Consider the following 25292-nt stretch of genomic DNA (forward strand, 5'->3'; position numbering starts at 1 on the left):
AAGCCCTGTTCAGGAGGCGGCGCGTTCCTCATCCTTGAGAGCGGGTGCATCGTCCAGCAGTTCCGCGGCCGTGAGGACGCGCGGCGTGGAGTCCAGGGCGGGCGCCGGGGCGAACTGCTCGGCGTCGCCCAGATTCAGGGCCGTCATCTTGCGGGCCGTGGTGAGCACCCGGGTCTCCAGGGTTCCGACAAAGCGGTTGTAGTGCTCCACGCTGGACTTCAGGGAGGACCCCATCTTGGTGATGTGTCCACCCATGGTGCCGAGCCGCGTGTAGAGCTCCTGGGAAAGCTCATAGAGGTCCTTGGCGTTCTCCGTCAGGAGCTCCTGCCGCCATGTCACGGCCACGGCCTTGAGCACGGCCATGAGCGTGGCAGGCGAGGCCAGTGTGACGTTCCGGCCGAAGCCGTAGTCCAGCAGCCCAGGATCGGCTTCCAAGGCCGCCGCCAGGAACGACTCGGCCGGGAGGAAACAGATGACGAGTTCGGGGCTGGCAGGGACGGCATCCCAGTAGCGCTTGGCGGCCAGGGCGTCGATGTGCGTGCGAACAGCTTTCGCATGGGCCTTCATGAGATCGGCCCTCCGTTCCGAATGAGCGGACCGTCCGGCCTCCTGAGCCTCCAGGAAGGAGCTCAGCGGGACCTTGGAGTCCACCACGAGATACTTGCCCTGGGGCAGCTGGACCACCAGGTCAGGGCGCACCGACGCCTCGCCGGTCGCGGAGCTGAACTGTTCATGGAAGTCCACATGATCCAGCAGGCCCGCCGCTTCCACCACCCGGCGGAGCTGGACCTCACCCCACCGTCCCCGGCTGGCGTTGTTGCGCAACGCCGAGGCCAGGGAACGGGTGCTCTCCAACAGGGCCTGATCCGTCACACGGGCGGAATTCAGCTGTTCCGAGAGCTGGCCGAACTGGAGCTGGCGGTCCCGCTCCAGAACGGCCACATGCTGCTGCACGGCGGCCAGTTTCTCCGCCACCGGGGCCAGCGCGTGCAGCACAGTGTTCTCCTGCTCATCGAAGCTGCTGAGCGCCAGGTTCTGGCGCTCCAGCAGCTCGGCCCGGGCCCGAGCGTCCGCCAGCGATTCCCGAGCAGCCCCCAATTGCTGCTCGGAGTCCCGCAGCTGGGCACGCAGTTGCGGCGCGCCGTCGTCGTTCCGTGACCGTCCCCAGAGGAAGCCGCCGGCAGCGCCGGCCGCGAGGGAGAGGATCACCAAGAGGAGCACGAGCAGGAAATTGTCCATGCGCTCACTGTGTCACGGGGGACTGACATTAATTTCCAGGCCCGGGAGGCGGTCCTGTTCCCGGTATGATGAATGACCGTGGCTCTTACTATCGGCATCGTCGGACTGCCCAACGTCGGCAAGTCAACGCTCTTCAACGCACTGACCCGCAACCAGGTCCTCGCGGCGAACTACCCGTTCGCCACGATCGAGCCGAACGTCGGAGTCGTCAACCTTCCGGATCCCCGTCTGGCCCAGCTGGCGGAGATCTTCGGCAGCCAGCGTCTGCTGCCCGCCGTCGTGTCCTTCGTGGACATCGCGGGCATCGTCAAGGGCGCCTCCGAGGGCGAAGGCCTGGGCAACCAGTTCCTGGCGAACATCCGTGAGGCCGAGGCGATCGCCCAGGTCATCCGTGTGTTCGATGACCCGGACGTCATCCACGTGGACGGCAAGGTCAACCCGCGCTCCGATATGGAGACCATCAACACCGAGCTGATCCTCGCCGATCTGCAGACCATCGAGAAGGCCATCCCGCGCCTGGAGAAGGACATCCGCGCCCGCAAGCGCGAGCAGGCCGAGCTGGACGCCATCAAGGCCGCGCAGGCGGTCCTGGAGCGCGGCGACACCATCTTCTCCTCCATCGCCTCCGACAAGCTGGACCTGGACAAGCTGCGCGAACTGAGCCTGCTCACCGCCAAGCCCTTCATCTACGTCTTCAACGCCGATGAGGCCATTCTGGGCAGCGAGGAGAAGCAGGCCGAGCTGCGCGAGATGGTGGCCCCCGCCGACTGCATCTTCCTTGACGCCAAGCTCGAGGCCGATCTGGTGGAACTCTCCGAAGAGGAAGCCCGCGAGATGCTGGAGATGAACGGCCAGGAGGAGTCCGGCCTGGACCAGCTGGCCCGCGTCGGCTTCCACACCCTCGGCCTGCAGACCTACCTGACCGCCGGTCCCAAGGAGGCCCGCGCCTGGACGATCCGCCAGGGCGACACCGCGCCGCAGGCCGCCGGCGTGATCCATACCGACTTCCAGCGCGGCTTCATCAAGGCCGAGGTGGTCTCCTTCAACGACCTGATGGACGCCGGCTCCATGGCCGAGGCCAAGTCGCGCGGCAAGGTCCGCATCGAAGGCAAGGAATATGTGATGGTCGACGGCGACGTGGTGGAGTTCCGCTTCAACGTCTGATCTGCGCCGCGTCCGGAGCCCCCGTCACCTTTGAGGTGCGGGGGTTCCTTCGTTCATGGCGTGACTTGTCCACATACGGAAGCCGGGCGATTCACGGCCCTCTGGCAGCGTAGACACTGGCCGCATGGGAATCAGATACTACGCCTACGCTTTCAATGCCGATGCCACCGAATGGATCCTCGCAGACCCGCGAAGAGGCATGTCCGCCGACCCGCTGGCCGACGCCTGGGGCTTCGAGCCCGGGTCAGCTGGGGGCCCGGCATCGATGGAACAGACGTCCTCCGAACGGGACATGCTCTACCTCGACAAGGCGTGGGGCGGCCTTCAGCGGCTCACCGGTCCGGAGTCCGGCGGCGGCATTGCACGTCCGTCGCACAGGATGTTCGAAGGTCAGGTGGTCATGCACCACGACGGCTGGGAGGCCTGCGTTCGGGCGGTGCCGCCGGCTGACGTTGCCGCCATCGCTGAGGATTTACGTGAGCTTTTGGACGAAGTGGCTCCGGACGTGGATGATGAGACGCCCTCAGAAAGCCTTGAATACCATCTGTATTACCTGCGACAGGCGGAAAAGTTCGTCTCAGCCCTGGCCGATGAGGGACGCGGTTTCGTCTATGAGATCGGCTGATGCGGATGGCCCCGCATATGACGCCTAGCGTCAATAACGCGCTCCGTTATATTCTTGTCCTGTGATCAGATCCTTCGCAGACAAGGAGACCGAGAGGATCTGGCATGAGGTGTATGTCAGGGGCGTAGATCCGCTCGTGCAGAGGGCTGTGCTTCGAATGCTTGAACTGATCCATGCGGCACAGGACGTGCGGGATCTCCGCGCTCCTCCGGGAAACCGTTTGGAACGACTTGTCGGTGACCGTCGCGGACAGTTCAGCATTCGTGTCAATGCGCAGTGGGGACTCTGCTTTGTCTGGAGAGATGGAGGTGCGGAAGATGTCGAGCTCGTCGACTATCACTGAGATGGAATTGATCGAACCCGTCCACCCAGGGGAAATTCTGATGGCGGACTTCATCGAGGGCTTCGGTATCACCCAGAACAAGCTGGCAGTCTCGATCGGAGTGCCGCCGCGGCGTATCAACGAGATCGTGCACGGCAAGCGTGGGATCACGGCCGACACGGCTATCCGTCTGGCAAGGTACTTCGGAACGTCCGAGGAGTTCTGGATGAACCTCCAGTCGAACTATGAGCTGCGGATTGAGCGACGGTTGCTCCGAGGGAAGATCGCGGAGATCATCCCGTTGAAGGTCGCCTGAACGAAGGCATTCCGGCCTTCGTGGACAGTTTCACCGGCCACGGCCCCGGGCCTGCCAATGGTTCCGCCGTGTCAGTAGAGGCGCCTGAGCTGCTGAGGCCAGCCGCAGGCGACGGCGATCTTTCCGGCCCACATGATCGCGGTTTCATCGTCAGGGACGTCGACCACGGTCAGTCCGCCGATGTACTGCTCCTTCGGTGCGAACAGCCCGGATGTGATCTCCAGGGCTCCGCTCGTCGCGTCCGCGGTGAACGCTCGACTGGCGTCCTCATCGACGCCGGCGGCGGCCACGAGCACACCGGACGTCTTCGCCTCTTCGACGACGGCGCGTGCCATCGGGCCGCGGCTCGCGAACCACTCCGGGCTGTGGTCGCCGACCCATTGCTGGTTGAAGTAGATGATGTACAGGGACATCGCAGCTCCTCAATCACGGACGTGAATCGTTCTGCGAGCTCAGTCTACGGCCGTTCACGTCAGTGTGGACCTTGGCTGAACAACCCGGCACTCACCCGGCCGAATCCGGACTCGTGGTCGTCCTGTGAAGCGATCAGCACGCTGCATTGCCATGATCGGTGAACGACAGCACCCATCGCCAGTGCGCGAAGGGTGCGGTCGCGCGCGTGGGGGCGCCGATTCCGCGACGATGGACCAGGTACCGGCTACGACGAGAATCATCGTGAAGGCAAAGGAGACATCGCCTCTTCCGCACTTCGGCTGCGCAGCTGACGTCAGGGTTTCATTGCGGCGACGGATCCGAAGGCGACACCCGTGTGGCCAGGGAGGGCGACGAGGACTTTCCCGTCGCCCGTGCCGGCGACCCGCGCGCTGAACGGGCTCCCCGTGGTAGGGATCGGGAAGAACGAGATCGGTCTGATTCCGAAGAGAAGCTCGACTTCCGGCTGATCAGGCCCGGTGAGCTGGAGAGTAAGGCGAAGGAGAGACTGTGCGGTCAGGGTGCTGGCCTTGACTGTCGCAGTGATCTCGAACCATGGCGCTTCTCTGAGCCGTCGCACGGCGATGACACGGCGCAAGGCGACCCCAAAGTACAGTGCGAGGAGCGCCAGGGGTACGAACATAATGACGCTTAGGCCCATCACCCAGATCCCGGCTGGCCTCGGGTAGTCGCGGATTTCGCCCCACTGGTAGTCGAACTGATCGTGGCGGACCGTCACGGACGCCCCTGGCCGTGGGGCCGACTCACATGGCATGGGGACCGCCGAATGGCTGCGCACCTGCTGACCGTAGACGGAGTACTTCAAGCCGAGGTCGCAGGCTTTTCCATACCTGCCTTCGGATTCAGTCTGGCTGATGACTACAGCGTTTGCTTCGGGCCAGAATCCCCAGATCGGTTTGCCCTCGTGCCAGAGCCCGAACGCCACAACGATGAAAACCAAGGACACGAATACCGTCCGCATCCGGGCGCTGCGTATTCGTTGTGCCATGAGCCCGTCGACCTCGCGCGCCGGTGTGTCCCCGAATGGTTTGGAGGCGCGAACCTCCAGCCCGGGTCCAAGGACGGTCGTCTCGTTCATTGCTCACTCCAGCCGCCATCATTCAGGACGACGCCCACCCTGCGCGACAGGTTCATGGCGGCAGAACCGTGGACGATTGGGTCGCGAGATGGCGCCACGGTCACTTGCCTCCTGGAGGACTGTTTCAACGTACGGGTTCAGCTCAGGCAGAGGCGCTGTCAGTAGTAGGTGACGGTGATCCCGTAGCGAGGGTGCCAGGTGAGGTAGCCGCGCTGGAAGTACTGGCGAGTGCCCCACACGTTGTACGGGTAGACGGTGCTTGGAAGCCATGACTGCTCTTCGCTGGTCGGGTAACCGAGTCGTCCCCAGGCCCAGTTCAGTGATTCGTAGACCTTCATGTCCCCGTTCATGACCCGTTGCGCACCGGTTGTCGGGGACCACCAGATGATGCCGTACTGGAACCACTGGTAGCAGCCGCCACCCGGACCGGAACAGTTTTCCTCGCTGATGGGGTATCCGAGTGACTGACCGGCATAGGTGACCGAATACCGGTCGAACCACACCCAGTTGGCCCGCTGGTACGCACCCATGATGGCACCCCACACCGCATGCGCTCCGGTAGCCGGCGACCACCAGATGATGCCGCCTTGGAACCACTGGTAGCAGCCTGACTGATCCCAGGTGGAGCTGCTCCATCCGAAACATTGCTCGGGACCGGTGGGATACCCGAGGCGGCCTGCCTCACCACCCATGGCCTTCCACTTGGTGCGGATCCCGCCCTTGACCGGCTGCGAGTTCGTGGCAGGGGTCCACATGATCGTCCCGCCACTGAACTCCTGACGGCAGCCACCCTGGGTCAGACCGCACTGCTCATCCGCCAGCGGCACACCATACAAGCCGAGATTCCAGACGTCGCCGTCCCAGCGGAGCATGGCACCCTTGACCAGCACTGTTTTCTGGGCCGTGGAGTAGATGGCCGCCTGCTGGAATTTCGTCTCGCAATAGCCGGGCGCATTATAGAACTGGCAGTTCGTCTTCAGCGGATACCCGGCCCATCCGGCCTCTCCGCCAAGTGACTTCCATCGATTCCATTCCGGGCCATTGACGGCGATCGATCCCAAGGTGGACGTGCCCAAAGAGTAGGTCCGCACAATGGAACGTGGCATCGCGCTGGTGAAAATTCCAAGGAAATCCGCGGAACAGGCGCCTTGAGGCAGGCCGCAGGTGACGGGCCCGAGCCACTGGACGAATCCGTAGCTCCCCACCGGCTGAAACTGCTTGACGATCGGCTGACTGTGATCGAGGGTGAACGCCGGAGATCCCGACGGCACCACGATGATCGCCTTCTCAAAGCTCTGCTGGTGGGACTCGGGGACGTTGAAGGCATCATCGGCGAGGAACCAGCCGATCTCACCATCGGGCATGCCGTACGTCGCATAGCCCCCGTCAGCGAAGTACTTCGCGCCGGGATCCGAGGTCTTCAGCACTCCGTGCGCTCCGAGGCTCGGTTTCCAGTATGCGGTGCCGTTCTGGAAGTCCTGCGTGCAGAAGCCGGCGGACGGGCAGACCTGATCGGCGATCGGCTCTCCGAAAGTCCCCGAGTTCCCGTTGATTCCGTACCAAGCTGTGAAGGCACTCCCGACCGGGACCGCGGAAGCCGTCGCGGGAGACTGTGCGACCGCCGTGGTGGCGGGAGCGGCCGGCGTCGTCGCAGCCGTAGGCGGTTTCGGTGAGCCGGTGACGTCCGCGGCCGTGGTGGGCATGGCCGCCGGCGACGTCACCGCCGTGGTGTTCACGTCCGGTGTGGGATCCGGAGCGGCGGTTGCGGGACTCAGGGGTGCGAGGACTCCGCAGCACAAAGCGGCAGTGGCCCCCACGACGGTGAGTGCTTTGATCAATGGTCCTCGACGTCGAGGCGTGGACAGATGCACCGCGGCTCCCCCAAAAAACATACCGGTCAGCAGAATATCTGTCCGGATTCTACTCCCGAGAATGTCGATGTCCAGATGCCTGAACTGGTATTCCAATGCTACGCACTCCTTTCTGGAGGCGGCGAGAAGAGTTCAGGGCGATGTCGCGAAATAGATCCAACTCCGCAAATAGCAACATTCCGTGTGACTCGTTCTGGTCTACCAAATTCTCTAGGCTTGCCGGATCGCTTTCACCGACACCTGAATGAGGAGATGAACCACATGATCACCGTACGCAAGCCTTTCGCCGTCGCCCTTGTCGCAGCACCCCTGCTTCTGGGTCTGGCCGCGTGTTCCGGGGGGAACGCCGCCGCCTCCGTGCCTGCCGCGCCGAAGGCGGTTCCTGCCGCAGCGATCTCGGCCGCGGAGCGCAGCCACATCAGCACGCACATCCTGGACACCGGGAAGGGCAAGCCCGCCGAGGGCGTGCCGGTCACGCTGGAGGCCAAGATGGGCAAGGGCCAGGGCAACGGCTGGCAGAAGGTCGCCGACGGCGTCACGAACAATGACGGCCGTATCGACAACCTCGGTCCCAAGGCCCTCGAACCGGGCGTGTACCGCCTGACCTTCGAGACGTCGGGGTACTTCGAGAAGCAGAAGGTCGACACCTTCTACCCGTCGATCACCATCGACTTCACCATCACCAGCAAGGACCAGCACTACCACGTGCCTCTGCTGCTGAGCCCGTTCGCGTACTCGACGTACCGCGGCAGCTGAGTCCAGAGATCGGCATACCCGGCGGGCCGGGACGCGAGCGCCGCTGCTCCCGCCCCGGCCCGCCGGCCGTTGACGGTGACTGCAGGGGGCGCCCCGGATATGAAACTTCTGTAAGGGTTCCCCGGGACCTTCCGCCGATAAAATTCAGCTATGGAAACGCTCGTCATCGGAGCGGGCCAGGCAGGTCTGGCCGTGAGCCGCGGGCTGACGATCCGCGGGGTCGAACACGTGGTGCTGGAACGGTCACGGGTGGCCCAATCGTGGCGCGACCGGTGGGACAGCCTCACCCTGGTGACACCGAACTGGACCCTCTCACTTCCCGGCAGCCCTTACGACGGCACCGACCCTCAGGGCCACGTCCCGCGCGACGGGATCATCCGCTATCTGGAGCAGTATCGGACGCGGTGGCAGGTCCCGGTCCGGGAAGGCGTCCAGGTGATCCGGCTGTCCGCTGGAGCGGCCGGGCGCTTCGCCCTCCAGACCTCGGACGGCCCGCTCGAGGCGGACAACGTGGTGGTCTGCACCGGCGCCTTCCAAACGCCGCACCGCCGGCCGGAATGGAACTTTCCCGTGGGCCTGCCCATCCTCACCCCTCATGACTACCGCAACCCCGGATCTGTGCCCGAAGGCAGGGTCCTGGTGATCGGCAACGGGGAGACCGGCTGCCAGATCGCCGAGGAGCTCCACCTCGCAGGGCGCGAGGTCCATCTCTCCTGCGGCCGCGCTCCCTGGTTCCCGCGGCGGCTCGGCGGCCTGGACACGATCACCTGGCTCCAGCGGGCCGCCTTCTTCGAACAGCGTCTCGAGGACATCACGGCGGATGCGCGCCTGATCGCGACGCCGCAGTTCACCGGCGCCGACGGCGGGCGGGATCTGAACTTCCGCACCCTGCAGTCGCTGGGCGTCCTCCAGCGCGGCCGTCTGCTGGGGGTCGACGACGGCGTGGCGCACTTCGCGGACGACCTCGCGGCTTCCGTGGCCTTCGGCGATGCTCGCTGGGCGGACGTCCGCCGCTTCCTCACCGACCGCCTGCCCGCTCTCGGATTCGATGTTCCCGAGATGAGCGACCCTGAACCGTTCATCCCGCCGGAATCGAGGCCTGAGCTCGATCTGCGGGATTGCGCCGCCGTGATCCTCGCAGCGGGGTTCCGCCCGGACTACCGCTGGATCGACTTCCCGGTGTTCGACCCGACAGGATTCCCGATCACGTCCGCCGGGGCCGTGCCAGGCAGCCCGGGCCTGTACTTCTGCGGCGTCCACTTTCTCACCCGCCGTCGTTCCGCCCTGATCTGGGGCGTCGGGGACGACGCCGAAGCCGTCGCCGAAGCGATCGCCCACGCACCTTACCGGGGTGCACCGGGGCCGGACCTCGAACGCCTCCCGTGAATCACGCCAGGACCGAGCCTCCCGCGACGTCCAGGATGACGCCTGTGATCCAGGACGCCGCATCGGATGCCAGGAACAGTGCCGCCTCTGCGACGTCGTCCGGGACGCCCAGCCGCTGTGCCGGGTGCTCCCGGGCCAGGGCCTCCTGAACCGCCGCCGGGATGCGGTCCCGGTTCCGCTCGGTCAGGATGGTGCCCGGTGCCAGCCCGTTGACGCGGACGCCGAACGGCCCGGCCTGAAGCGCGAGCTGCCGTGTGAGCACTTCGACACCTGCCTTGGCCGCCGCGTACGCGGTTGGCGAATGCGCCGTCGGGCGTCGCGACGCCGAGGACGCCAGCGTGATGATGGAGCCGTGGCCGCGGGACTTCATCCCCGGCAGGAAGCTCTTCACCGTCAGGAAGGTGCTGGTCAGGTTCGCGTCCAGGCTCGCCTGCCAGCCCTCCGGGCTGATGAGTTCGATGTCGCCCGGCGGTACCGGATTGCCGCCCGCATTGGCCACCAGGATGTCGACCGCACCGAAGCGCTGCTCGATGAGCATCCGCATCTCCTCGATCTCCTCGAAGCGGGTCAGATCGGCGACGGCGGTCATCACCTGGCCTCCGTCGCCTGCTATCCGCAGGCGGACGCTCTCCAGCGCGCCGGCGTCGCGCCCGTGAAGCACCACTCGCGCGCCGTGCGCCGCGAAGGTCTCCGCGATGGCCGCGCCGATGCCCCGGGAGCTGCCCGTCACCAGAGCCACCCGGCCAGTGAGGGAGGTTGTGATCTGAATGTCGCGTGCCATGATGATTCTCCTTTCCGGGGAGCAGGTCAGCGGCGTCCGTCGTCTGAGGGCCGCCGGGGCACTTCGTGACGGGTGCGGGGCAGGCGGAATCCGATCACGGACAGCCACAGCAGGCCCGCGAACCTGCCGATCGGAAGCAGGATGTCAAGGACGGGCCAGAGCAGTCCGAAGAACGAGAGCTCACTCAGTGCGGCGAGCACCAGACCTGTCCAGGCGAGCCAGCGGGGGACCAGCCTGAGGATGAGGGATGGGACGGCGATGCCGGCGATCAGGAGCCCCAGGCCGCCGACGAAACCGACCCCGCCCACCGCGAACACGAAGTCGTTCAGCAGGTGGGTGGTCCGCGGCGAGACGCCCGCGGCGGCCTGGCCCAGGGACCAGCTCAGAAGGCCCGCGACGGACAGCAGGACCGATGCCGCGATGCCGCCATAGAACGCGATGCCAGTCCCAGGAACCCTGACTCCCAGGTGAAGCAGGCGGGCGTTGACGGTGGCGGCATAGATGCCGAGCGGGACCGAGGCGCCGAAGACGAGCGTTCCCGTCAGTGTGGCGGCGAACGGATGGGAGATGAAGTAGTCCGCTGTGACCGCGGAGGAATCGGACGGCGCCGGATACCGGGTGCCGCTCAGGAGCAAGGGAATGAGAACCGCCGCCAGACTCAGCAGCAGGGAGATCAGTGCCAGGATGCCGGCGTTGGGGCCGTCGGGACGACGGCGGCGCGGGGTCTCGGCCGAGTTGGAGGGCTGCGTCATTTCCGTCATGTTCGCAATCATTCTCTTGGTGAATCATTAAGTCAATGATGTATTCTGAAGGAATGACCATGCCGCAGCGCCCCGCCCGGATCGGCTTCCTGCTCGCCCAGCTGGGCGCACACGCCGCGGACATCTTCGCCGAGCAGACCAGGAGCCTCGGGATCACTCCATCCGAGGCGGGAGTGATCCGCATCGTGGCGCGGAATCCGGGCATCAGCCAGCGGGCCCTGGCGGATCGCCTCGGTGCCGTTCAGAGCCGCGTCGTGACACTCGTGGACCGGCTCGAGTCCGCCGGGCTCGTGAGCCGGACCCGCAGCGAATCCGACCGCCGGATGCAGTTGCTCGCCCTCACCAATGCGGGGGAATCCATGCTCGGGGGACTGCGCCAGGCCGCGGAAGAGCAGGAGAAGCAGCTCACCTCCGGCTTCACCGAGGAACAGAAGACCGCGCTCTTCGAACTGCTCTCGGCACTGGGCGCCGCCCGCGGACTCGACGCTGAAGTGCATCCGGGATACCGTTCCTGAACCGGCCGGCCAGTCCCAGCGAAAGAGACCCCTTGCCACTCCCTCATCTTCTCCGCCACGGTCACGGCACGCCGGTGATCTTCGTCCATGGCAACGGCGTCGACCACCGAATCCTGCTGGGACTCGATGACGTCTTCGGCAACGGCTTCGAGCGCTTCCACTTCGATCTTCCCGGCTTCGGCCGGACCCCGGCGCTCACTGGCGCGGGCGGCCTGCCTGAGCTGGCCGATTGGCTGGACCGGACGGTCGGTGAGCTGCTGGGGGAGCGGCCGTTCGCCGTCGTCGGCAATTCGATGGGAGGTCTGCTGGCATATGAGCTGGCCGCGCGGCGGCCCACGCAGGTCCTCGGCATGGCGCTGCTGGCGCCCGTGGTGCACACCGAGCGCGCACGGCGGACGCTGCCTGAGCGCGTGGTGCTCCGCTGGGACCCGGAGCTGCTGCGCAGTCTCAAGGGCGGGGAGGCCATGAAGTATGCGGAGATGACCGTGGTGCAGTCGCCGGAGACCTGGGAGGCTTTCCGGAAGGCCGTGCTGCCCGGCATGAAGGCGGCGGATCCCGCCGCGCTGGAGCGGCTCTCCGCCCGCTACTTCCTGAACGCAGCCCACGACGGCGCGCTGCGCGCCTTCGCGGGTCCGGTGCTGATCGTGGCGGGCCGGCAGGACCACGTGGTGGGCTTTGAGGACCAGTTCACCCTGGCGCGCAGCTTCCCGCGCGGCAGCTATGCGGTGCTGGACGCGGCCGGACACAATGTGCACCTGGACCAGCCGGCCGCGGTCCGGGCGCTCCTGGAGGGGTGGGTGGCCGCGCTCGGTGACCGCCTCATCTGATCGTGATCTGGGCCTGCGCCCGGGCCAGTTCCACGGCCCGCCGGGCGGCCTGGGCCTCCTGGCGGGCCGCGTAGGCCAGGAGCAGGCGGTCCCGGGACTCATCGTCACCGGGGGCAGGCCGGGCGGCTGCGGTGACCCGGCCGATCAGGCGGGCGAGGGGGAAGCGGCGGCGGGCGGGGATTCCTGGAGTCAGTGAAGTGAACATGACCTCAGTCTCCGAGCGCCGGAAACCACTGTCCTCGATTCGGCCAGGCCCGAATCATCCCGAAGTGTCGCCCGGCGTGAGTACTCTCAAGGCATGTTGCTGCAGCTGAACCCCACCGATCTGACGCGCATCCGCTTCTGTGTCTCCCCCTGGTGGGAGGCCGTCACCTCCGTGCTGACGCTGGCTCGCGGCACTCAGATGCACCGGGTCTGGATTCAAGATGCCGAGCCGAAGCTGCGTTCCGATCCTCGGGCAGGCCGGAGATGGGACGTGCTCCGGGCCTTCATCACCGGGAACGGGCACATCCTGGATGCCCTCACGCCCACCCCGTCCCGCGATGAGAGCTTCGAAGAGAGCCGCTCCCATGTGCTGGAACAGGACTCGGACGTCCTGCTTCACGACCTGGACATCATCCGCTCTGTCGCCGACCGTCCGGCGTCGGCGGCCATTCTGGAGGCCTTCGCCGCCGACCCCGCCGCGGTGACGGAGGAACTGTGCGACGCCGTCACCTGGGTGTGGGAGACCGCCGTCAGGCCGCACTGGGACAGGATCCACGCCCTGCAGACGGCGGACATCGACTACCGCCTGAGGCTTCTGGCCCGTGGCGGTCTCGATGACGTGCTGAAGACTCTTCACCCGCAGATTCAGCGCGTCGAGGAAGGGCTGGAGTTCGTGGGCAAGACGTGCGACGCCGGCCCGGGCGCCTCAGGCGGACCGGGGCTCACGCTGATCCCCTGCGTGTTCGCCTGGCCGGGCACGCTGCTGCTGAACGCGCGGCCGTACACGCCCACGCTGTCATACTCACCGCGCGGCGTGGGAGCCCTCTGGGAGAGTGACGGTCAGGAGCGCGATCGCTGTGCGCTCGCGGATCTCATGGGCGGCACGCGTGCCGCGGTGCTTCAGCAACTGGACATCCCCATGACCACCACCTATCTCTCGCAGCACCTCGGCATCTCGCCCGGGACCGCGAGCGAGCACCTGAAGGTGCTCGCCGCGGCCGGCCTTCTGGGCACCCATCGTCGTGGCCGCGAGGTCTTCTACCGCCGGACCGAACTGGCCGAAGGGCTGCTGCGAGGCTGAAGGGGAAGCTCCTGGAGGGCTAGGGTGGTGCCGTGAGCCAGAGTCAGCCCGTGCACCCGGACCAGTCACCCGTCGTCGAGGCCGTCCATCTGAGCCCGCGGCACGGATTCTCCAAGCTCACCGTCTCCTCGGTGACGTTGCTGGAGGGCCTCGGAGTGGAAGGCGACGCTCATTGCGGTGTCACGGTTCAGCACCGTTCCCGCGTGGCCGCTGATCCGTCGCAGCCGAATGTCCGTCAGGTGCACCTGATCCATACCGAGCTCTTCGACGACCTCGCCACAGCCGGTTTCACGGTGCTGCCGGGACAGCTCGGAGAGAACCTCAGCACCCGGGGCGTCGACCTGCTCGGGCTTCCGGTCGGCACCCGCCTGACGTTCGGCGACGCCGTGATCACGGTGACGGGGCTCAGGAACCCCTGCCAGCAGATCAATGACTTCCGGCCGGGACTGCTGAAACAGCTGGTGTCGCAGGGCGAGGACGGCCGGACGGTCCGGCTGGCCGGTGTGATGGGAATCGTCTCCCGCGGGGGCGTGGTCTCGTCCGGTGACCCGATAACCGTGACGTTGCCTCCAGCGCCGCATTTCCCGCTGACCCGGGTCTGAGCCTCAGGCGGCCTTGGGCGCCAGGAAGCCGTCGGTCAGCACCTCGAGCATCGCAGACACGGCCTCGGGGGGCAGCTCGCTGTTGTCCGCCACGGCCGCCACGCCACCCACCAGGCGGCACATCTGCATGGCCTGGACATCCGGCCGCAGTTGGCCGCCCAGCGCGTCGATGACCCGCTGATTGGCCTGCAGATAGGTCTGGCACTTGGCTTCGTACGGTGAACCGGCGACGCCCAGGGACGCGGTGATGCGCGCCGCGGCGCCCTGGTGCGTCGTGAGCATCGCGGTGTAGTCCTTCAGCCATTGCAGCAGGCGATCCCGGGCCGGCACGTCGAGCTCCATCGCCTGATCCACCGCCTCATTCACCTTGTCCGCCCAGGCTTCGATGACGGCGTCGTGCAGGGCGTCCTTGGTGGGGAAGTGGCGATAGAGCGTCCCGGCGCCGATCCCGGCGGTGCGGGCCACCTCGTCCATGCTGACGGCGTCGTAGCCCTTGGCCCGGATGAGATCGCGGGCCACCTCCACGATCCGGTCGCGGTTCCGGCGGGCGTCTGCGCGCATCTGGACGACTTCCTCTCGACAAGGTCTTGCAAAAGCGGAGAGTGTCTCCGTATAGTCATAAGCGGAGCGACTCTCCGATTAGTCTACGCCGGTTCCTCGGTTCAGAACAGGACTCCCCATGGCTTCCCTCACGGACACCCCCGTCATCCCCGCCGCGGCCACCACATCCCGTACCGCTCGCCGGGCCTCCCTCGGGCTCGGCCTTGTCATGCTCGCCCAGCTCATGCTGGTCCTCGATGCCACGGTGGTGAACGTGGCGCTGCCTCGCATCGCCACCGATCTGCACTTCTCACCCGCCCAGCTCAGCTGGGTTCTCAACGCCTACGCCCTCGCCTTCGGAGGCCTGCTGCTCCTCGGCGGCCGGGTTGGCGACGTCCTCGGCCGGCGTCGGACCTTCCTGGCCGGCGTCGCGGTCTTCACCCTCTTCTCCCTCGTGGGAGGCGTCGCCACGGACCCGCTGTTCCTGGTCATCGCCAGGGCGTTCCAGGGCGTCGGTGCGGCATTCGCCGCCCCCAGTGTGCTCGCGCTGATCACCACCAGCGCCCGGGACGACCACGCCCGCAACAAGGCGCTGGCCCTCTTCTCCGCCATCTCCTCCATGGGTGGCGCCCTGGGCCTCATCCTCGGCGGCATCCTCACCTCCACCGGCGACTGGCGGTGGACGCTGTTCATCAACGTCCCCATCGGGATCGTCGTGCTGCTGACGGTGCCCCGCCTGGTCCAGGAGACGCCGCGGCAGCCCGGCCACTTCGACATCCTGGGTGCCGTCACAGCCACCGGCGGTGCCGTGGCCATCGTCTGGGCTCTCATCCAAGCCGCCGACGCCGGATGGTCCAACCCGCTGACCATCACCGGACTGGCGCTCGGAGCGCTTCTCCTGGTGGCGCTCGCGCTCACGGAGCGCAGGGTCCCGCACCCGCTGCTCCGCCCACAGCTCCTGCGCAGCCCCAGCCGGGTGGCCGCCCTCGCAGCCATGGCCGCCACCTATGCCGGGATGCTCGCCATGTTCTTCCTGATGGTCCAGTACCTGGAAGATGCACGGCACTACTCGCCTTTGATCACGGGCCTCATGTTCCTGCCGATGCCGCTGGGCGTCTTCACCATGTCCCGCATCGTGCCCCGGCTCGTGGAGCGTTTCGGCGCGGAACGGCTCGTCAACCTCGGCGCGGCCATCCGGGTGGCCGCCTTCGTCCCACTGACCATCCTGGGTCCGGGCACCCCGCTCGCCGTCGTGGTCGCGGCGCTGGCGTTCACGGGTGTCTCCGCGGGTCTGACCTTCATGCCGCTCACCACGCTCGCCCTGCGCGATGTCGGGAGCGAGGAGGCGGGCTCCGCCTCGGGCCTGTTCCAGACCATGCAGCAACTCGGTGGCGCGATCGGCCTGGCCATCGTCGCCTCCGTCTACGCGGCCGTCGCCGTTCCAGGTGACTTTTACCCAGGTGGGCGCGCCGGATTCCTTGCCGCCACGGTCCTCTCGGTCATCGCCCTCGCGTCCGTACTCGGCCTCGCGTTCCGCCGCCGGGCGGTCTGAGCCGGCCACACGAGGACGACGACGGCGGGAGCCACCCGCCGTCGTCGTCCTCGTCTCAGCTTCGCGGGGGAGGGACGCTCAGGCTTCCGTAGCGCTCCATCCGGTGCCACTTCAGATGGATGCCCGTGACGGCCGTGGCGAGGGACCGGATGACCACCAGATACATGAGCTGGCGGTAGACCACCTGCTGCAACGGCAGTGTCCAGAGCGGCTTGAGTGATTCGCCGTCGATCCGGAAGGCGTATGCCGCCATCAGCACCTGCACCGCGAGGAACCCGAGCCACAGCAGACTGATGTGCACGGGGTCCAGGAAGATGAGCCCGTAGATGGTGAACACGTCCACCACGGGGGCGAGGAGCGGCAGGAGCACCTGCAGCACCAGGAGGTAGAGGATGCCGCGGCGCCCCAGCTTGCCGGCCTGCCCACCCTGTCCCAGGGCGGCGCGGTGCTTCCACATGGCCTGCAGCGTTCCGTAGCACCAGCGGTACCGTTGCTTCCACAGGGCGCCGAGGCTCGCCGGGGCCTCGGTCCATGCCAGGGCGTCGTCCTGGTAGACCACGCGCCAGCCGTCGCGGCAGAGTGCCATGGTCAGGTCCGTGTCCTCCGCAAGAGTGTCGTTGCTGACCCCGCCGACCCGTGCGAGGGCACTTTTCCGGAAGCCGCCGATGGCGCCGGGCACGGTGGGCATGCACTCCGCCACGTCGAAGAGGCGGCGGTCCAGATTGAACCCGACCACGTACTCGATGTGCTGCCAGGCGCCCAGAATGCCGCCGCGGTTGGCGATCTTGGTGTTGCCGGACACCGCGCCCACCGTGCGGTCGCTGAACGGCTGGATGAGGCGGCCCACGGTGTCCGGCTGGAACACGGTGTCGCCGTCCACCATCACCACCAGCTCGTGGGATGCGGCAGCGATGCCGGCGTTGAGGGCGGACGGTTTGCCGCCGTTCTCCTTGCGGATCAGGCGGACCGCCTCCAGATCCAGGGCCTCCACGAGGTCAGCGGTCGCGTCGGTGGATCCGTCGTCCACCACGATGATCTCCACCGGGTGCTCGGACAGGGCGATGGAACGGACGGCGGCCTCGATGCCCGCCGACTCGTTGTACGCCGGAACGATCACGGTCACCGGACCGGGGGTGAAGCCCCACGGTCGGCCCGCGGCGGCCTTCCGGACCGCGGCCCGCCGGTGCCTGGCGGCGAACGCCAGCACCAGGACGGCGCGGATGACCGTTACCACGCCACTGGCGAGCAGCGCCCAGCCGAGTGCGGTGACCACCAGGCCGCTGAGCCGGATCCCCCATTCAACGACGGCGCCGCGCACCTGGTCGATGAGACTCACCGCCGGCATGGTGTTCAGGTGGAGGGCATCGCCCACCGAGGTGACCCGCACCCCCCGGGAGGAATAGACGTCCAGAACGCGGTCGAGTGCCGTGACGGTCTCGCTCCGGTCTCCGCCGGCGTCGTGCATGAGCAGGACCTGCCCGGCATCGGCCCGCGGCGTGGCGTTCCGGACGATCGCCTCGACCCCCGGCCGCTGCCAGTCCTGACTGTCAATGCTGCTCAGCACCGTGAGGTACCCGGCGTCGGCGGCGGTGCGGATGGCGTCATAGCCCGAATCGGTCAGAGCACTGTTCTCCGAGCTGTACGGCGGCCGGAGGAGTGTGGGGGAGCGGCCCGTGATGCCTGCCAGGATCGCGCCTGACGTCCGCAGCTCCAGGGCCCGGCGCCAGGGCGGCGCGGTGCCCAGATCGACGTGGGTGAGGGTGTGAACACCGATCTCATTGCCGTCCGCCACGATCCGGCGCACCAGGTCCGGGTGGTCGATGGCCTCCGTCCCCACCACGAAGAACGTGGCGTGGGCACCGTGCTTCTTCAGGATGTCCAGGATCCCGGGCGTCCAGCGCGGGTCCGGGCCGTCGTCGAAAGTCAAAGCGATGGTCTTCGCCGGAGGGGCCGTGGTCTGGAGCCCGCCGTTCCGGGCGTCCACCACGGGACCCCCGTTCAGGAGTGTTTCCGGGACTCTGCCGGCGTCCGCCGACGCAGGCAGCGCATCATCCCCGATGCTGCTGAGGTGCCGGACGTATCCCTGCACCAGCAGGGCGCCGAGGAGTGCGATGAGCGACACTGTCAGGATGGCCCAATGCGCTCTGACAGTGTGGGGCCTGCGGCGTCTGCGACCTCGTGGTGCGCGGTGGGTGCCTGTCATGGGTGAGGCGGTGGCGTGGCGCGGTGGGACGCGCCAGGGGCATCGGCGGATTTACCCTTCGACTGGCCGGGAGCCGTCGTAGGCGATGTGCTGCCGGTGCTCTGGCCCTGCCCCGGTGTCTGGGGCTGCGTGTCCGGGGCGGTGTGCCCGGTGGTGACGGCGTCCGTGGGAGCAGCCCCGCCGGGTGCGGCTCCCGGCGCGAGTCCTGCGGGACCCTGGGTTCCGGGCGTCGCCTGGGATCCGTGAGAGGAGGTGGCGCCGGGCGTCGTGGCAGATGGCGATTGCGGCGTCTTCGCCGGCGCGGGGGCCGGGGCTACAGGTCTGCCGAGCAGGTCGAAGACCGGCGCGTTGACGGCGGGGCCGGAGAGGAAGGCAACGCACAGGACCGTGAAGAATCCCACGATGGCCAGGATTCCGAGCACGACAGCGGTCCGGGACCTGCGCAGGCGGTTCCCGGTGCTGTCGACGAAAACGGCGCGACGGCGGGATGATGAGCGTCCTGGCGCCGGGGGAGGAGAGGAGACCATCGCCTTCAGTATAAATAGGGACGTGGTCGGCGATATCAGTCATGAGATTGACAGACAAGTCACAGGCTACGCATCTGTAACAAATGCCCTTCTGGACGGTCACGGTTTGGCAACGGACGCCCACCTGGTGGACAAAATCAAGCTATGCTTTCACGTTGTGTAGGCCAGGTCACACCAGTGGTCTGGATCTCAGTATGGGAGTCCACGCGACGCCCACTCTCTACTTAGGAACTCCAAAGGAGGCGGAATGCGTTTTTCGCGCACTTCCAAAGCACTGGGCCTGGCGGCCATCGCTGCACTCGCCCTCACGGCATGCGGCGGCGGCAGCACCAACAGCGGCTCCGGTGGCGGCAACGCCAGCGCCGTGATCACTGTGGATGGTTCTGAACCGCAGAACCCCCTGATGCCGGCCGGCACCAATGAAGTTGGCGGCGGCAAGATCATCGATCTCATCTTCGCGGGTCTGGTCAGCTACGACTCGAGCGGCAAGAAGGTCAACGAGCTCGCCGACTCGATCACCACCACCGACGCCCAGAACTACACCATCAAGATCAAGTCTGGGAAGAAGTTCACCAATGGTGAGGCCATCACGGCCAAGAGCTTCGTGGATGCCTGGAACTTCGGTGCCGCGGCGAAGAACGCCCAGCTGAGCTCCATCTTCTTCGAGGGCATCCAGGGCTTCGATGAGGCCAACAAGGAAGGCTCCACGGTCGACACCATGTCCGGCCTGAAGGTCGTGGATGAAACCACCTTCACCGTGGCGCTGACCCAGAAGGAATCCGACTGGCCCTTGCGCCTCGGCTACTCCGCCTTCATGCCGCTGCCGTCCGGCGCGATCAAGGACCCCAAGACCTACGGCGAGAAGCCGGTGGGCGACGGTCCGTACAAGATGGATGACAGCGGCTGGCAGCACAATGTCCAGATCAAGCTCATCCCGAACCCGGACTACGACGGTCCGCGCAAGGCCAAGAACGGCGGCCTGGTCTTCAAGATCTACCAGAACGACGACGCCGCCTACCAGGATCTCGTCTCGGACAACCTGGACGTTCTGCAGACGATCCCCACCAGCGCCATCGCCAACTTCAAGAAGGACCTGGGCGACCGGACCATCGAGAAGCCGTACGCCGGCAACCAGACCATCGCCATCCCGTACTACCTGCCGGGCTGGTCCGGCGAGGCAGGCAAGCTCCGCCGCCAGGCGATCTCCATGGCCATCGACCGGCCGGAGATCACCAAGGTGATCTTCAGCAATGGCCGTCAGCCCGCCACGGACTTCACCGCTCCGGTGCTCTCCGGTTATGACGCCAACCTGCCGGGTTCCGAGAACCTGAAGTTCGACGCCGCCAAGGCCAAGCAGCTCTGGGCACAGGCCGACGCCATCCAGAAGTGGGACCCGAACCAGACCTTCACCATCGCGTACAACGCGGACAAGGGCGGTCACAAGGCCTGGGTCGAGGCTGTCACCAACCAGCTGAAGAACAACCTGGGCATCAAGGCTGAGGGCAAGCCCTACGCCACCTTCAAGGAAGCCCGCAACGACGCCACGAAGGGCACCCTCACCGGCGCGATCCGTGCCGGCTGGCAGGCCGACTACCCGTCGCTGTACAACTTCCTCGGCCCGATCTACGCCAAGGGTGCCGGTTCCAACGACGCTCGCTACGACAACCCGGCGTTCGACGCGATGCTGAACAAGGGTCTCGGCGCCACCTCGGTTGACGAAGGCAACAAGATCTTCAACCAGGCTCAGCAGATCCTCCTCCAGGACCTCCCGGCGATCCCGCTGTGGTACCAGGTGGCCCAGGGCGGCTGGAGCACCAAGGTGACCAATGTGGACTACGGCTGGGACGGCGTCCCGCTGTACTACAACATCACCGCCAAGTAATACCTGAATAGAACGGCGGCGGAGCCTGCGGGCCGCAGTGCGGCAGGCTCCGCCGTCGTTCGCATGTTTGCGAATTAAGGTTCCTTGATGAACAGATCTTTCCCCCACACCCCGGGGAGCACTTCAGGAGAGGCGGGCCGCATCCATGGCTAGTTACATCCTCAAGCGTTTCCTGCAGCTCATCCCGGTCTTCCTGGGCGCCACGTTCCTGGTCTACTACCTGGTCTTCAGCCTGCCGGGCGACCCGATCGCGGCACTGTTCGGCGACAAGCCGGTCAACCCGGCCGTCGCCGCTCAGCTCCGGACTCAGTACCACCTGGACCAGCCCTTCATCGTCCAGTACCTGCTGTACCTCAAGGGCATTTTCACTCTCGATCTCGGCCAGGACTTCTCAGGCCGTCCCATCGCCGCCGTGCTCGGCGAGGTCTTCCCCGTCACCGCCCGTCTGGCCATCATGGCTCTGATCTTCGAGGCGTTCTTCGGCATCCTCTTCGGTCTCCTCGCCGGGCTGCGCAAGGGCAAGTTCTTCGACGGCACCGTCCTGGTGGCGTCCCTGATCGTGATCGGCATCCCGATCTTCGTGCTGGGCTTCCTGATGCAGTTCGTCATCGGCGTCCAGCTCAAATGGGCCAAACCCACCGTGGGTGCTGGGGCGCCCATCCCCGATCTGATTCTTCCGGCGCTGGTGCTGGGACTCGTCTCCTTCGCCTATGTGCTGCGTCTGACCCGTACCAGCGTCATCGAGAACATGAACGCCGACTACGTCCGCACCGCCACCGCCAAGGGGCTCTCCCGTTCCCGCGTGGTCACCGTGCACATCCTCCGGAACTCCCTGATTCCGGTGGTCACCTTCCTCGGGGCGGACCTCGGATCGCTCATGGGCGGCGCCATCGTGACGGAAGGCATCTTCAACGTGCCCGGCGTGGGCAACAGGCTCTATCGCGCGGTCCTCTCGGGGGAGGGACCCACCGTGGTGTCCATCGTCACGCTGCTGGTACTGGTGTACGTCATCGCCAACCTCGTGGTTGATCTCCTGTACGCCTGGCTCGACCCGAGGATCCGTTATGACTCCTGAGAACTCTTACCCGAAAATGGACAGTACCGAAGCCATTCCGCACTTCGTCGCGCCGCTCGAGGAGACCCCTCTGCAGGCGACCGACAAGGTGAACGAGGATGAAGCCCCCTCGAGCATGTGGAAGGAGGCCTGGCGCAATCTCCGCCGCCAGCCCCTGTTCATCCTCTCCGCGCTCCTGATCATCCTGGTCATCCTGGTGGCGCTGTTCCCCGGGCTCTTCTCTCCGCTGAACCCTGCGAATGACGTCTGCCAGTTGCAGAACTCGAACGGTCCCGCGGCCGCAGGGCATCCGCTCGGCTTCACCCAGCAGGGCTGCGACGTGTACGCCCGTGTCATCTTCGGCACGCAGAACTCGGTCACGGTGGGTGTCTTCACCACGCTGGCAGTGGTTCTCCTGGGAGGCGCCATCGGTGCCCTCGCCGGCTACTACGGCGGCTGGGTGGACGCGGTCCTGGCCCGCATCAGCGATATCTTCTTCGCTCTGCCCATGATCCTCGGCGCCATCGTCGTCATGCAGCTGCCGATGTTCCGCACCTCCCGTACGGCCTGGACCCTGGTCATCATCCTGGCGCTCTTCGGCTGGCCCCAGGTGGCACGTATCACCCGCGGCGCCGTGATCGAGGTCCGCAACGCGGACTTCATCAAGTCCGCCCGTTCGCTGGGCGTCTCGCGATTCCGGGCACTCCTGCGTCACGTGATCCCCAACGCCATGGCTCCCGTGATCGTCGTCGCGACCATCTCCCTCGGCACCTTCATCGCCGCGGAATCGACGCTGTCCTTCCTGGGCATCGGTCTTCCGCCGAGCGCCATGAGCTGGGGCAATGACATCCAGAGCGCCCAGGCGTCGCTGCGGTCGAACCCGTGGCCGCTGCTCTGGCCGTCGTTCGCCCTGATTCTCACGGTGCTGAGCTTCATGATGCTGGGCGACGCCCTGCGTGATGCGCTTGATCCCAAGGCCCGGAAGCGGTGACAGGAACTCCCATGACTGACAACATCAGAATCCGCGAGGCGGGAATGGACTCGAAGCGTCCCCTGCTGGAGATCAAGGATCTCGCCATCACGTTCACGACCGGCCATGGCGAGGTCGACGCCGTCCGGAACGCCAATTTCACGGTGATGCCGGGCGAGACCGTGGCGATCGTGGGCGAGTCCGGCTCGGGCAAGTCCACCTCCGCGCTGGCCGCGATCGGTCTGCTGGCCGGGAACGGCCGCGTGTCCGCCGGCCAGATCATCTTCGACGGCGAGGACATCACTCATGTGAGTGAGAAGCGCATGATCGAACTGCGCGGTAACTCCATCGGCATGGTTCCCCAGGACCCCATGTCCAACCTGAACCCCGTGTGGAAGATCGGTTTCCAGGTCAAGGAGACGCTCAAGGCCAACGGCCTGCCGAGCGGACCCAAGGACGTGGCCAAGGTCCTCTCCCAGGCCGGTCTGCCGGACGCGGAACGGCGCGCCAAGCAGTTCCCGCACGAGTTCTCCGGCGGCATGCGCCAGCGCGCGCTCATCGCCATCGGCCTGTCTTGCCAGCCGCGCCTGCTCATCGCCGACGAGCCGACCTCGGCGCTGGATGTGACCGTCCAGCGCCAGATCCTGGACCACCTGGACCGGATGACCACCGAGCTCGGCACCGCCGTGCTGCTCATCACCCACGATCTGGGTCTCGCCGCCGAGCGCGCCCAGAAGGTGGTGGTCATGTACAAGGGACAGGTGGTCGAGTCCGGCCCGTCCCTGGAGCTGTTGAACAACCCGCAGCACCCGTACACCAAGCGCCTGGTCGCCGCCGCGCCGTCGCTGTCCTCCCGCCGCATCCAAGTGGCCAAGGAAGCCGGTGTCGAAGCCACCGATCTGCTGGCCAGCACCGAAGTGGTGCATGAGAAGGGCAAGCCGGACGAGGTCCTGCGGATCGAGAACCTGAAGAAGATCTTCAAGCTGCGTTCCGGTCTGGGCCGCTCCACCGACTTCACCGCGGTGGACGACGTGAGCTTCACGGTCAAGCGCGGCACCACCACGGCGATCGTGGGCGAGTCCGGCTCGGGCAAGTCCACGGTGGCTCAGATGGTCCTGAATCTCCTGGATCCCACCAGCGGAAAGATCATCTTCGACGGAGTCGACACCTCCAAGCTGAACTCGCGGGAACTCTTCAAGTTCCGCCGCCGTGTGCAGCCGATCTTCCAGGACCCGTACGGTTCACTCGACCCGATGTACAACATCTACCGGACCATCGAGGAGCCGTTGCGGACTCACAAGGTCGGCGACAGGGCCAGCCGGGAGAAGAAGGTCCGGGAGCTCCTGGACCACGTCTCCCTCCCGCAGTCCACCATGACCCGCTACCCGAACGAGCTCTCGGGCGGTCAGCGTCAGCGTGTGGCCATCGCCCGTGCCCTGGCTCTGGACCCCGAGGTCATCATCTGCGACGAGGCCGTGTCCGCACTGGACGTGCTGGTGCAGGACCAGGTGCTGAACCTGCTGGCCAACCTCCAGTCGGACCTGGGTCTGACGTACCTCTTCATCACCCACGATCTGGCCGTGGTGCGCCAGATCGCCGATGAGGTGTGCGTCATGGAGAAGGGCCGCCTGGTGGAGACCGGGACCACGGACGACGTGTTCGAGAACCCGCAGCAGGAGTACACCCGTAAGCTGCTGGACGCCATCCCCGGTGCCCGGCTGCTGCTGCCGCCCGAGGTCGCCTGACCTCCACGGCTGCTGAACTGACGACGGCGCCCCACCATAGGTAGGGCGCCGTCGTCGTCAGTGATGGGGCCAAGGCGCTCAGCGCAGTGCGGTGCGCACTGCGTCCGCGAAGACCGGGGTGAGGAAGCTGTGGCCGCTCGCCTTCAGGTGCACGCCGTCGGCCATCCGGCTCTCCAGACCGTAGCGGGTCACCCAGCCGCCCGGGTCAACGAAGGGGACGTGAAGGTCCCGTGCGGCCTGAGCGGCGGCGGAGTCCACAGCCAGCCGGGCTTCGCCGCCCTCGGCCGCGGACTTGGAGAGGACGCCCACCACGAGGATCCGCGAGGCGGGGTAGCGCTGCTTGAGGAGCTGGATCAGCAGATGGGCGTTCCGCTGCACCTGGTCCAGGGGACGATGCTGGCCCGCGTCATTGCCGCCGCCCTCCACCACCACCAGTTCCGGGGCGACCGAGGGGAGCTTCCACGCCTGCTTCTGGAATGAACGGAGGTAATTGTCCGCCGGGTGGTCTCCTCCGCGGGCGGCGACGTATCCGGTCCCGCCGGCTCCGACCCAGGTCACCTTGTAGCCCAGGGTGGCCAGGCCTCGCTGGGGCCAGGTGTCCGCAGGGCCGACACCTGCTGCGCCGCCTGACTGGGAATCACCGATCAGAAGGGCCGTGCCTTTGCCGGTCACCGATCCTTCGGCGGAGGCCGGGCGGGCGGCGCCGCCACTCGTGGCGGCCTGGACGCTAGGGCGGCTTTCGGGAGTGGGGTCGTGGGAGAACGCCACACCGGCGGCGATGAGGGTGAGCATTGCCGCGGACAGCAGGGTGCGGCGGGGCAGGCGGTTCATGGGGTCC

Annotated in this window: 26 protein-coding genes; 15 read left to right on the top strand and 11 right to left on the bottom strand. The window is 66.6% G+C overall.

Going from position 1 to position 25292, the window contains the following annotated elements; all coding sequences use genetic code 11:
* Positions 1-9: 9 nt before the first annotated feature.
* Positions 10-1239 (bottom strand): DNA recombination protein RmuC, encoded by a 1230-nt coding sequence (locus tag Q9R02_RS08010; protein ID WP_305996144.1) that lies wholly within the window; start codon positions 1237-1239, stop codon positions 10-12.
* A gap of 78 nt (positions 1240-1317) precedes the next feature.
* On the opposite strand from Q9R02_RS08010, the gene ychF reads away from it, so the two are divergent.
* The 4 genes from ychF to Q9R02_RS08030 all read left to right on the top strand — a co-directional run bounded on the left by ychF (position 1318) and on the right by Q9R02_RS08030 (position 3666).
* A complete protein-coding gene (gene ychF / locus Q9R02_RS08015) occupies positions 1318-2403 on the top strand; it encodes a redox-regulated ATPase YchF (protein WP_305996145.1) in 1086 nt (361 codons plus the stop codon).
* A 124-nt stretch (positions 2404-2527) separates the two neighbouring features.
* Positions 2528-3028, top strand: a complete 501-nt coding sequence (locus tag Q9R02_RS08020; RefSeq protein WP_305996146.1) for a DUF1877 family protein — start codon at positions 2528-2530, stop codon at positions 3026-3028.
* Positions 3029-3137: 109 nt separating this feature from the next.
* Entirely contained in the window at positions 3138-3371 is a 234-nt protein-coding gene (locus Q9R02_RS08025; RefSeq protein WP_305996335.1) for a type II toxin-antitoxin system RelE/ParE family toxin, read from the top strand.
* Positions 3346-3666, top strand: a complete 321-nt coding sequence (locus tag Q9R02_RS08030; protein ID WP_305996147.1) for a HigA family addiction module antitoxin — start codon at positions 3346-3348, stop codon at positions 3664-3666. Before Q9R02_RS08025 ends, Q9R02_RS08030 begins: the two co-directional genes overlap by 26 nt.
* 71 nt (positions 3667-3737) lie before the next feature.
* On the opposite strand, the gene Q9R02_RS08035 is transcribed toward Q9R02_RS08030, so the two are convergent.
* From Q9R02_RS08035 to Q9R02_RS08045, 3 genes are all read right to left on the bottom strand, one after another.
* Positions 3738-4079, bottom strand: a complete 342-nt coding sequence (locus tag Q9R02_RS08035) for a YciI family protein (protein ID WP_305996148.1) — start codon at positions 4077-4079, stop codon at positions 3738-3740.
* Positions 4080-4393: 314 nt separating this feature from the next.
* A complete protein-coding gene (locus tag Q9R02_RS08040) occupies positions 4394-5197 on the bottom strand; it encodes a hypothetical protein (protein WP_305996149.1) in 804 nt (267 codons plus the stop codon).
* A 158-nt stretch (positions 5198-5355) separates the two neighbouring features.
* Complete coding sequence (locus tag Q9R02_RS08045; protein ID WP_305996150.1) at positions 5356-6933, bottom strand: hypothetical protein; 1578 nt, start codon at positions 6931-6933, stop codon at positions 5356-5358.
* A gap of 396 nt (positions 6934-7329) precedes the next feature.
* Here Q9R02_RS08045 and uraH point away from each other — a divergent pair, with 396 nt between their 5' ends.
* Both uraH and Q9R02_RS08055 read left to right on the top strand, forming a co-directional pair.
* Positions 7330-7824, top strand: coding sequence for a hydroxyisourate hydrolase (uraH, locus tag Q9R02_RS08050; protein WP_342006904.1), 495 nt, complete (start codon positions 7330-7332; stop codon positions 7822-7824).
* Between the two features lie 150 nt (positions 7825-7974).
* Positions 7975-9210, top strand: coding sequence for an NAD(P)-binding domain-containing protein (locus Q9R02_RS08055; RefSeq protein WP_305996151.1), 1236 nt, complete (start codon positions 7975-7977; stop codon positions 9208-9210).
* A gap of 1 nt (position 9211) precedes the next feature.
* On the opposite strand, the gene Q9R02_RS08060 is transcribed toward Q9R02_RS08055, so the two are convergent.
* Both Q9R02_RS08060 and Q9R02_RS08065 read right to left on the bottom strand, forming a co-directional pair.
* A complete protein-coding gene (locus Q9R02_RS08060; protein ID WP_305996152.1) occupies positions 9212-9991 on the bottom strand; it encodes an SDR family NAD(P)-dependent oxidoreductase in 780 nt (259 codons plus the stop codon).
* Between the two features lie 26 nt (positions 9992-10017).
* A complete protein-coding gene (locus Q9R02_RS08065; protein WP_305996153.1) occupies positions 10018-10743 on the bottom strand; it encodes a hypothetical protein in 726 nt (241 codons plus the stop codon).
* A 68-nt stretch (positions 10744-10811) separates the two neighbouring features.
* Between Q9R02_RS08065 and Q9R02_RS08070 the strand changes: the two genes are divergently transcribed.
* On the top strand, positions 10812-11267 hold the full coding sequence (locus Q9R02_RS08070; RefSeq protein ID WP_305996154.1) for a MarR family winged helix-turn-helix transcriptional regulator: 456 nt from the start codon (positions 10812-10814) through the stop codon (positions 11265-11267).
* A gap of 32 nt (positions 11268-11299) precedes the next feature.
* Positions 11300-12094 (top strand): alpha/beta fold hydrolase, encoded by a 795-nt coding sequence (locus Q9R02_RS08075; protein ID WP_305996155.1) that lies wholly within the window; start codon positions 11300-11302, stop codon positions 12092-12094.
* Here the strand turns inward: Q9R02_RS08075 and Q9R02_RS08080 are convergent.
* Entirely contained in the window at positions 12087-12299 is a 213-nt protein-coding gene (locus tag Q9R02_RS08080; protein WP_305996156.1) for a hypothetical protein, read from the bottom strand. The genes Q9R02_RS08075 and Q9R02_RS08080 overlap by 8 nt on opposite strands.
* Before the next feature lie 93 nt (positions 12300-12392).
* Between Q9R02_RS08080 and Q9R02_RS08085 the strand changes: the two genes are divergently transcribed.
* Positions 12393-13379 carry an ArsR/SmtB family transcription factor gene (locus Q9R02_RS08085; protein ID WP_305996157.1) on the top strand — a complete coding sequence of 329 codons (987 nt, stop codon included), beginning with the start codon at positions 12393-12395 and terminating at the stop codon, positions 13377-13379.
* 32 nt (positions 13380-13411) lie between these two features.
* On the top strand, positions 13412-13981 hold the full coding sequence (locus tag Q9R02_RS08090; RefSeq protein ID WP_425279245.1) for an MOSC domain-containing protein: 570 nt from the start codon (positions 13412-13414) through the stop codon (positions 13979-13981).
* A gap of 3 nt (positions 13982-13984) precedes the next feature.
* Here the strand turns inward: Q9R02_RS08090 and Q9R02_RS08095 are convergent, their stop codons facing one another.
* Entirely contained in the window at positions 13985-14542 is a 558-nt protein-coding gene (locus Q9R02_RS08095) for a TetR/AcrR family transcriptional regulator (RefSeq protein ID WP_305996158.1), read from the bottom strand.
* A 118-nt stretch (positions 14543-14660) separates the two neighbouring features.
* Between Q9R02_RS08095 and Q9R02_RS08100 the strand changes: the two genes are divergently transcribed.
* Entirely contained in the window at positions 14661-16073 is a 1413-nt protein-coding gene (locus Q9R02_RS08100) for an MFS transporter (protein WP_305996159.1), read from the top strand.
* Between the two features lie 55 nt (positions 16074-16128).
* Here Q9R02_RS08100 and Q9R02_RS08105 read toward each other — a convergent pair whose 3' ends face one another.
* Both Q9R02_RS08105 and Q9R02_RS08110 read right to left on the bottom strand, forming a co-directional pair.
* Positions 16129-18195, bottom strand: coding sequence for a bifunctional polysaccharide deacetylase/glycosyltransferase family 2 protein (locus tag Q9R02_RS08105; RefSeq protein ID WP_305996160.1), 2067 nt, complete (start codon positions 18193-18195; stop codon positions 16129-16131).
* A 77-nt stretch (positions 18196-18272) separates the two neighbouring features.
* Positions 18273-18698 (bottom strand): hypothetical protein, encoded by a 426-nt coding sequence (locus Q9R02_RS08110; RefSeq protein ID WP_305996161.1) that lies wholly within the window; start codon positions 18696-18698, stop codon positions 18273-18275.
* A 352-nt stretch (positions 18699-19050) separates the two neighbouring features.
* On the opposite strand from Q9R02_RS08110, the gene Q9R02_RS08115 reads away from it, so the two are divergent.
* The 4 genes from Q9R02_RS08115 to Q9R02_RS08130 all read left to right on the top strand — a co-directional run bounded on the left by Q9R02_RS08115 (position 19051) and on the right by Q9R02_RS08130 (position 24454).
* Positions 19051-20685, top strand: coding sequence for a peptide ABC transporter substrate-binding protein (locus Q9R02_RS08115; RefSeq protein WP_305996162.1), 1635 nt, complete (start codon positions 19051-19053; stop codon positions 20683-20685).
* Between the two features lie 145 nt (positions 20686-20830).
* Positions 20831-21760, top strand: a complete 930-nt coding sequence (locus Q9R02_RS08120) for an ABC transporter permease (RefSeq protein WP_305996163.1) — start codon at positions 20831-20833, stop codon at positions 21758-21760.
* A complete protein-coding gene (locus tag Q9R02_RS08125; RefSeq protein WP_425279244.1) occupies positions 21750-22730 on the top strand; it encodes an ABC transporter permease in 981 nt (326 codons plus the stop codon). Before Q9R02_RS08120 ends, Q9R02_RS08125 begins: the two co-directional genes overlap by 11 nt.
* Before the next feature lie 11 nt (positions 22731-22741).
* Positions 22742-24454, top strand: a complete 1713-nt coding sequence (locus Q9R02_RS08130; RefSeq protein ID WP_305996165.1) for a dipeptide ABC transporter ATP-binding protein — start codon at positions 22742-22744, stop codon at positions 24452-24454.
* Between the two features lie 78 nt (positions 24455-24532).
* On the opposite strand, the gene Q9R02_RS08135 is transcribed toward Q9R02_RS08130, so the two are convergent.
* The gene (locus Q9R02_RS08135; protein ID WP_305996166.1) at positions 24533-25285 is read right to left on the bottom strand and encodes an SGNH/GDSL hydrolase family protein; all 753 of its coding nucleotides are present in this window, start codon (positions 25283-25285) and stop codon (positions 24533-24535) included.
* Positions 25286-25292: the final 7 nt, after the last annotated feature.

The organism is Arthrobacter horti, assembly GCF_030731045.1.
GTDB lineage: Bacteria > Actinomycetota > Actinomycetes > Actinomycetales > Micrococcaceae > Arthrobacter_E > Arthrobacter_E nanjingensis.

What these genes read in the sequence shown, in the direction of transcription:
- Q9R02_RS08010 (WP_305996144.1), bottom strand. Translation starts at nt 1,239, where the DNA reads ATGGACAATTTCCTGCTCGTGCTCCTCTTGGTGATCCTCTCCCTCGCG.
- Q9R02_RS08020 (WP_305996146.1), top strand. Translation starts at nt 2,528, where the DNA reads ATGGGAATCAGATACTACGCCTACGCTTTCAATGCCGATGCCACCGAA.
- Q9R02_RS08030 (WP_305996147.1), top strand. Translation starts at nt 3,346, where the DNA reads ATGTCGAGCTCGTCGACTATCACTGAGATGGAATTGATCGAACCCGTC.
- Q9R02_RS08035 (WP_305996148.1), bottom strand. Translation starts at nt 4,079, where the DNA reads ATGTCCCTGTACATCATCTACTTCAACCAGCAATGGGTCGGCGACCAC.
- Q9R02_RS08040 (WP_305996149.1), bottom strand. Translation starts at nt 5,197, where the DNA reads ATGAACGAGACGACCGTCCTTGGACCCGGGCTGGAGGTTCGCGCCTCC.
- uraH (WP_342006904.1), top strand. Translation starts at nt 7,330, where the DNA reads ATGATCACCGTACGCAAGCCTTTCGCCGTCGCCCTTGTCGCAGCACCC.
- Q9R02_RS08055 (WP_305996151.1), top strand. Translation starts at nt 7,975, where the DNA reads ATGGAAACGCTCGTCATCGGAGCGGGCCAGGCAGGTCTGGCCGTGAGC.
- Q9R02_RS08060 (WP_305996152.1), bottom strand. Translation starts at nt 9,991, where the DNA reads ATGGCACGCGACATTCAGATCACAACCTCCCTCACTGGCCGGGTGGCT.
- Q9R02_RS08065 (WP_305996153.1), bottom strand. Translation starts at nt 10,743, where the DNA reads ATGACGCAGCCCTCCAACTCGGCCGAGACCCCGCGCCGCCGTCGTCCC.
- Q9R02_RS08070 (WP_305996154.1), top strand. Translation starts at nt 10,812, where the DNA reads ATGCCGCAGCGCCCCGCCCGGATCGGCTTCCTGCTCGCCCAGCTGGGC.
- Q9R02_RS08080 (WP_305996156.1), bottom strand. Translation starts at nt 12,299, where the DNA reads ATGTTCACTTCACTGACTCCAGGAATCCCCGCCCGCCGCCGCTTCCCC.
- Q9R02_RS08085 (WP_305996157.1), top strand. Translation starts at nt 12,393, where the DNA reads ATGTTGCTGCAGCTGAACCCCACCGATCTGACGCGCATCCGCTTCTGT.
- Q9R02_RS08095 (WP_305996158.1), bottom strand. Translation starts at nt 14,542, where the DNA reads ATGCGCGCAGACGCCCGCCGGAACCGCGACCGGATCGTGGAGGTGGCC.
- Q9R02_RS08100 (WP_305996159.1), top strand. Translation starts at nt 14,661, where the DNA reads ATGGCTTCCCTCACGGACACCCCCGTCATCCCCGCCGCGGCCACCACA.
- Q9R02_RS08115 (WP_305996162.1), top strand. Translation starts at nt 19,051, where the DNA reads ATGCGTTTTTCGCGCACTTCCAAAGCACTGGGCCTGGCGGCCATCGCT.
- Q9R02_RS08120 (WP_305996163.1), top strand. Translation starts at nt 20,831, where the DNA reads ATGGCTAGTTACATCCTCAAGCGTTTCCTGCAGCTCATCCCGGTCTTC.
- Q9R02_RS08125 (WP_425279244.1), top strand. Translation starts at nt 21,750, where the DNA reads ATGACTCCTGAGAACTCTTACCCGAAAATGGACAGTACCGAAGCCATT.
- Q9R02_RS08130 (WP_305996165.1), top strand. Translation starts at nt 22,742, where the DNA reads ATGACTGACAACATCAGAATCCGCGAGGCGGGAATGGACTCGAAGCGT.
- Q9R02_RS08135 (WP_305996166.1), bottom strand. Translation starts at nt 25,285, where the DNA reads ATGAACCGCCTGCCCCGCCGCACCCTGCTGTCCGCGGCAATGCTCACC.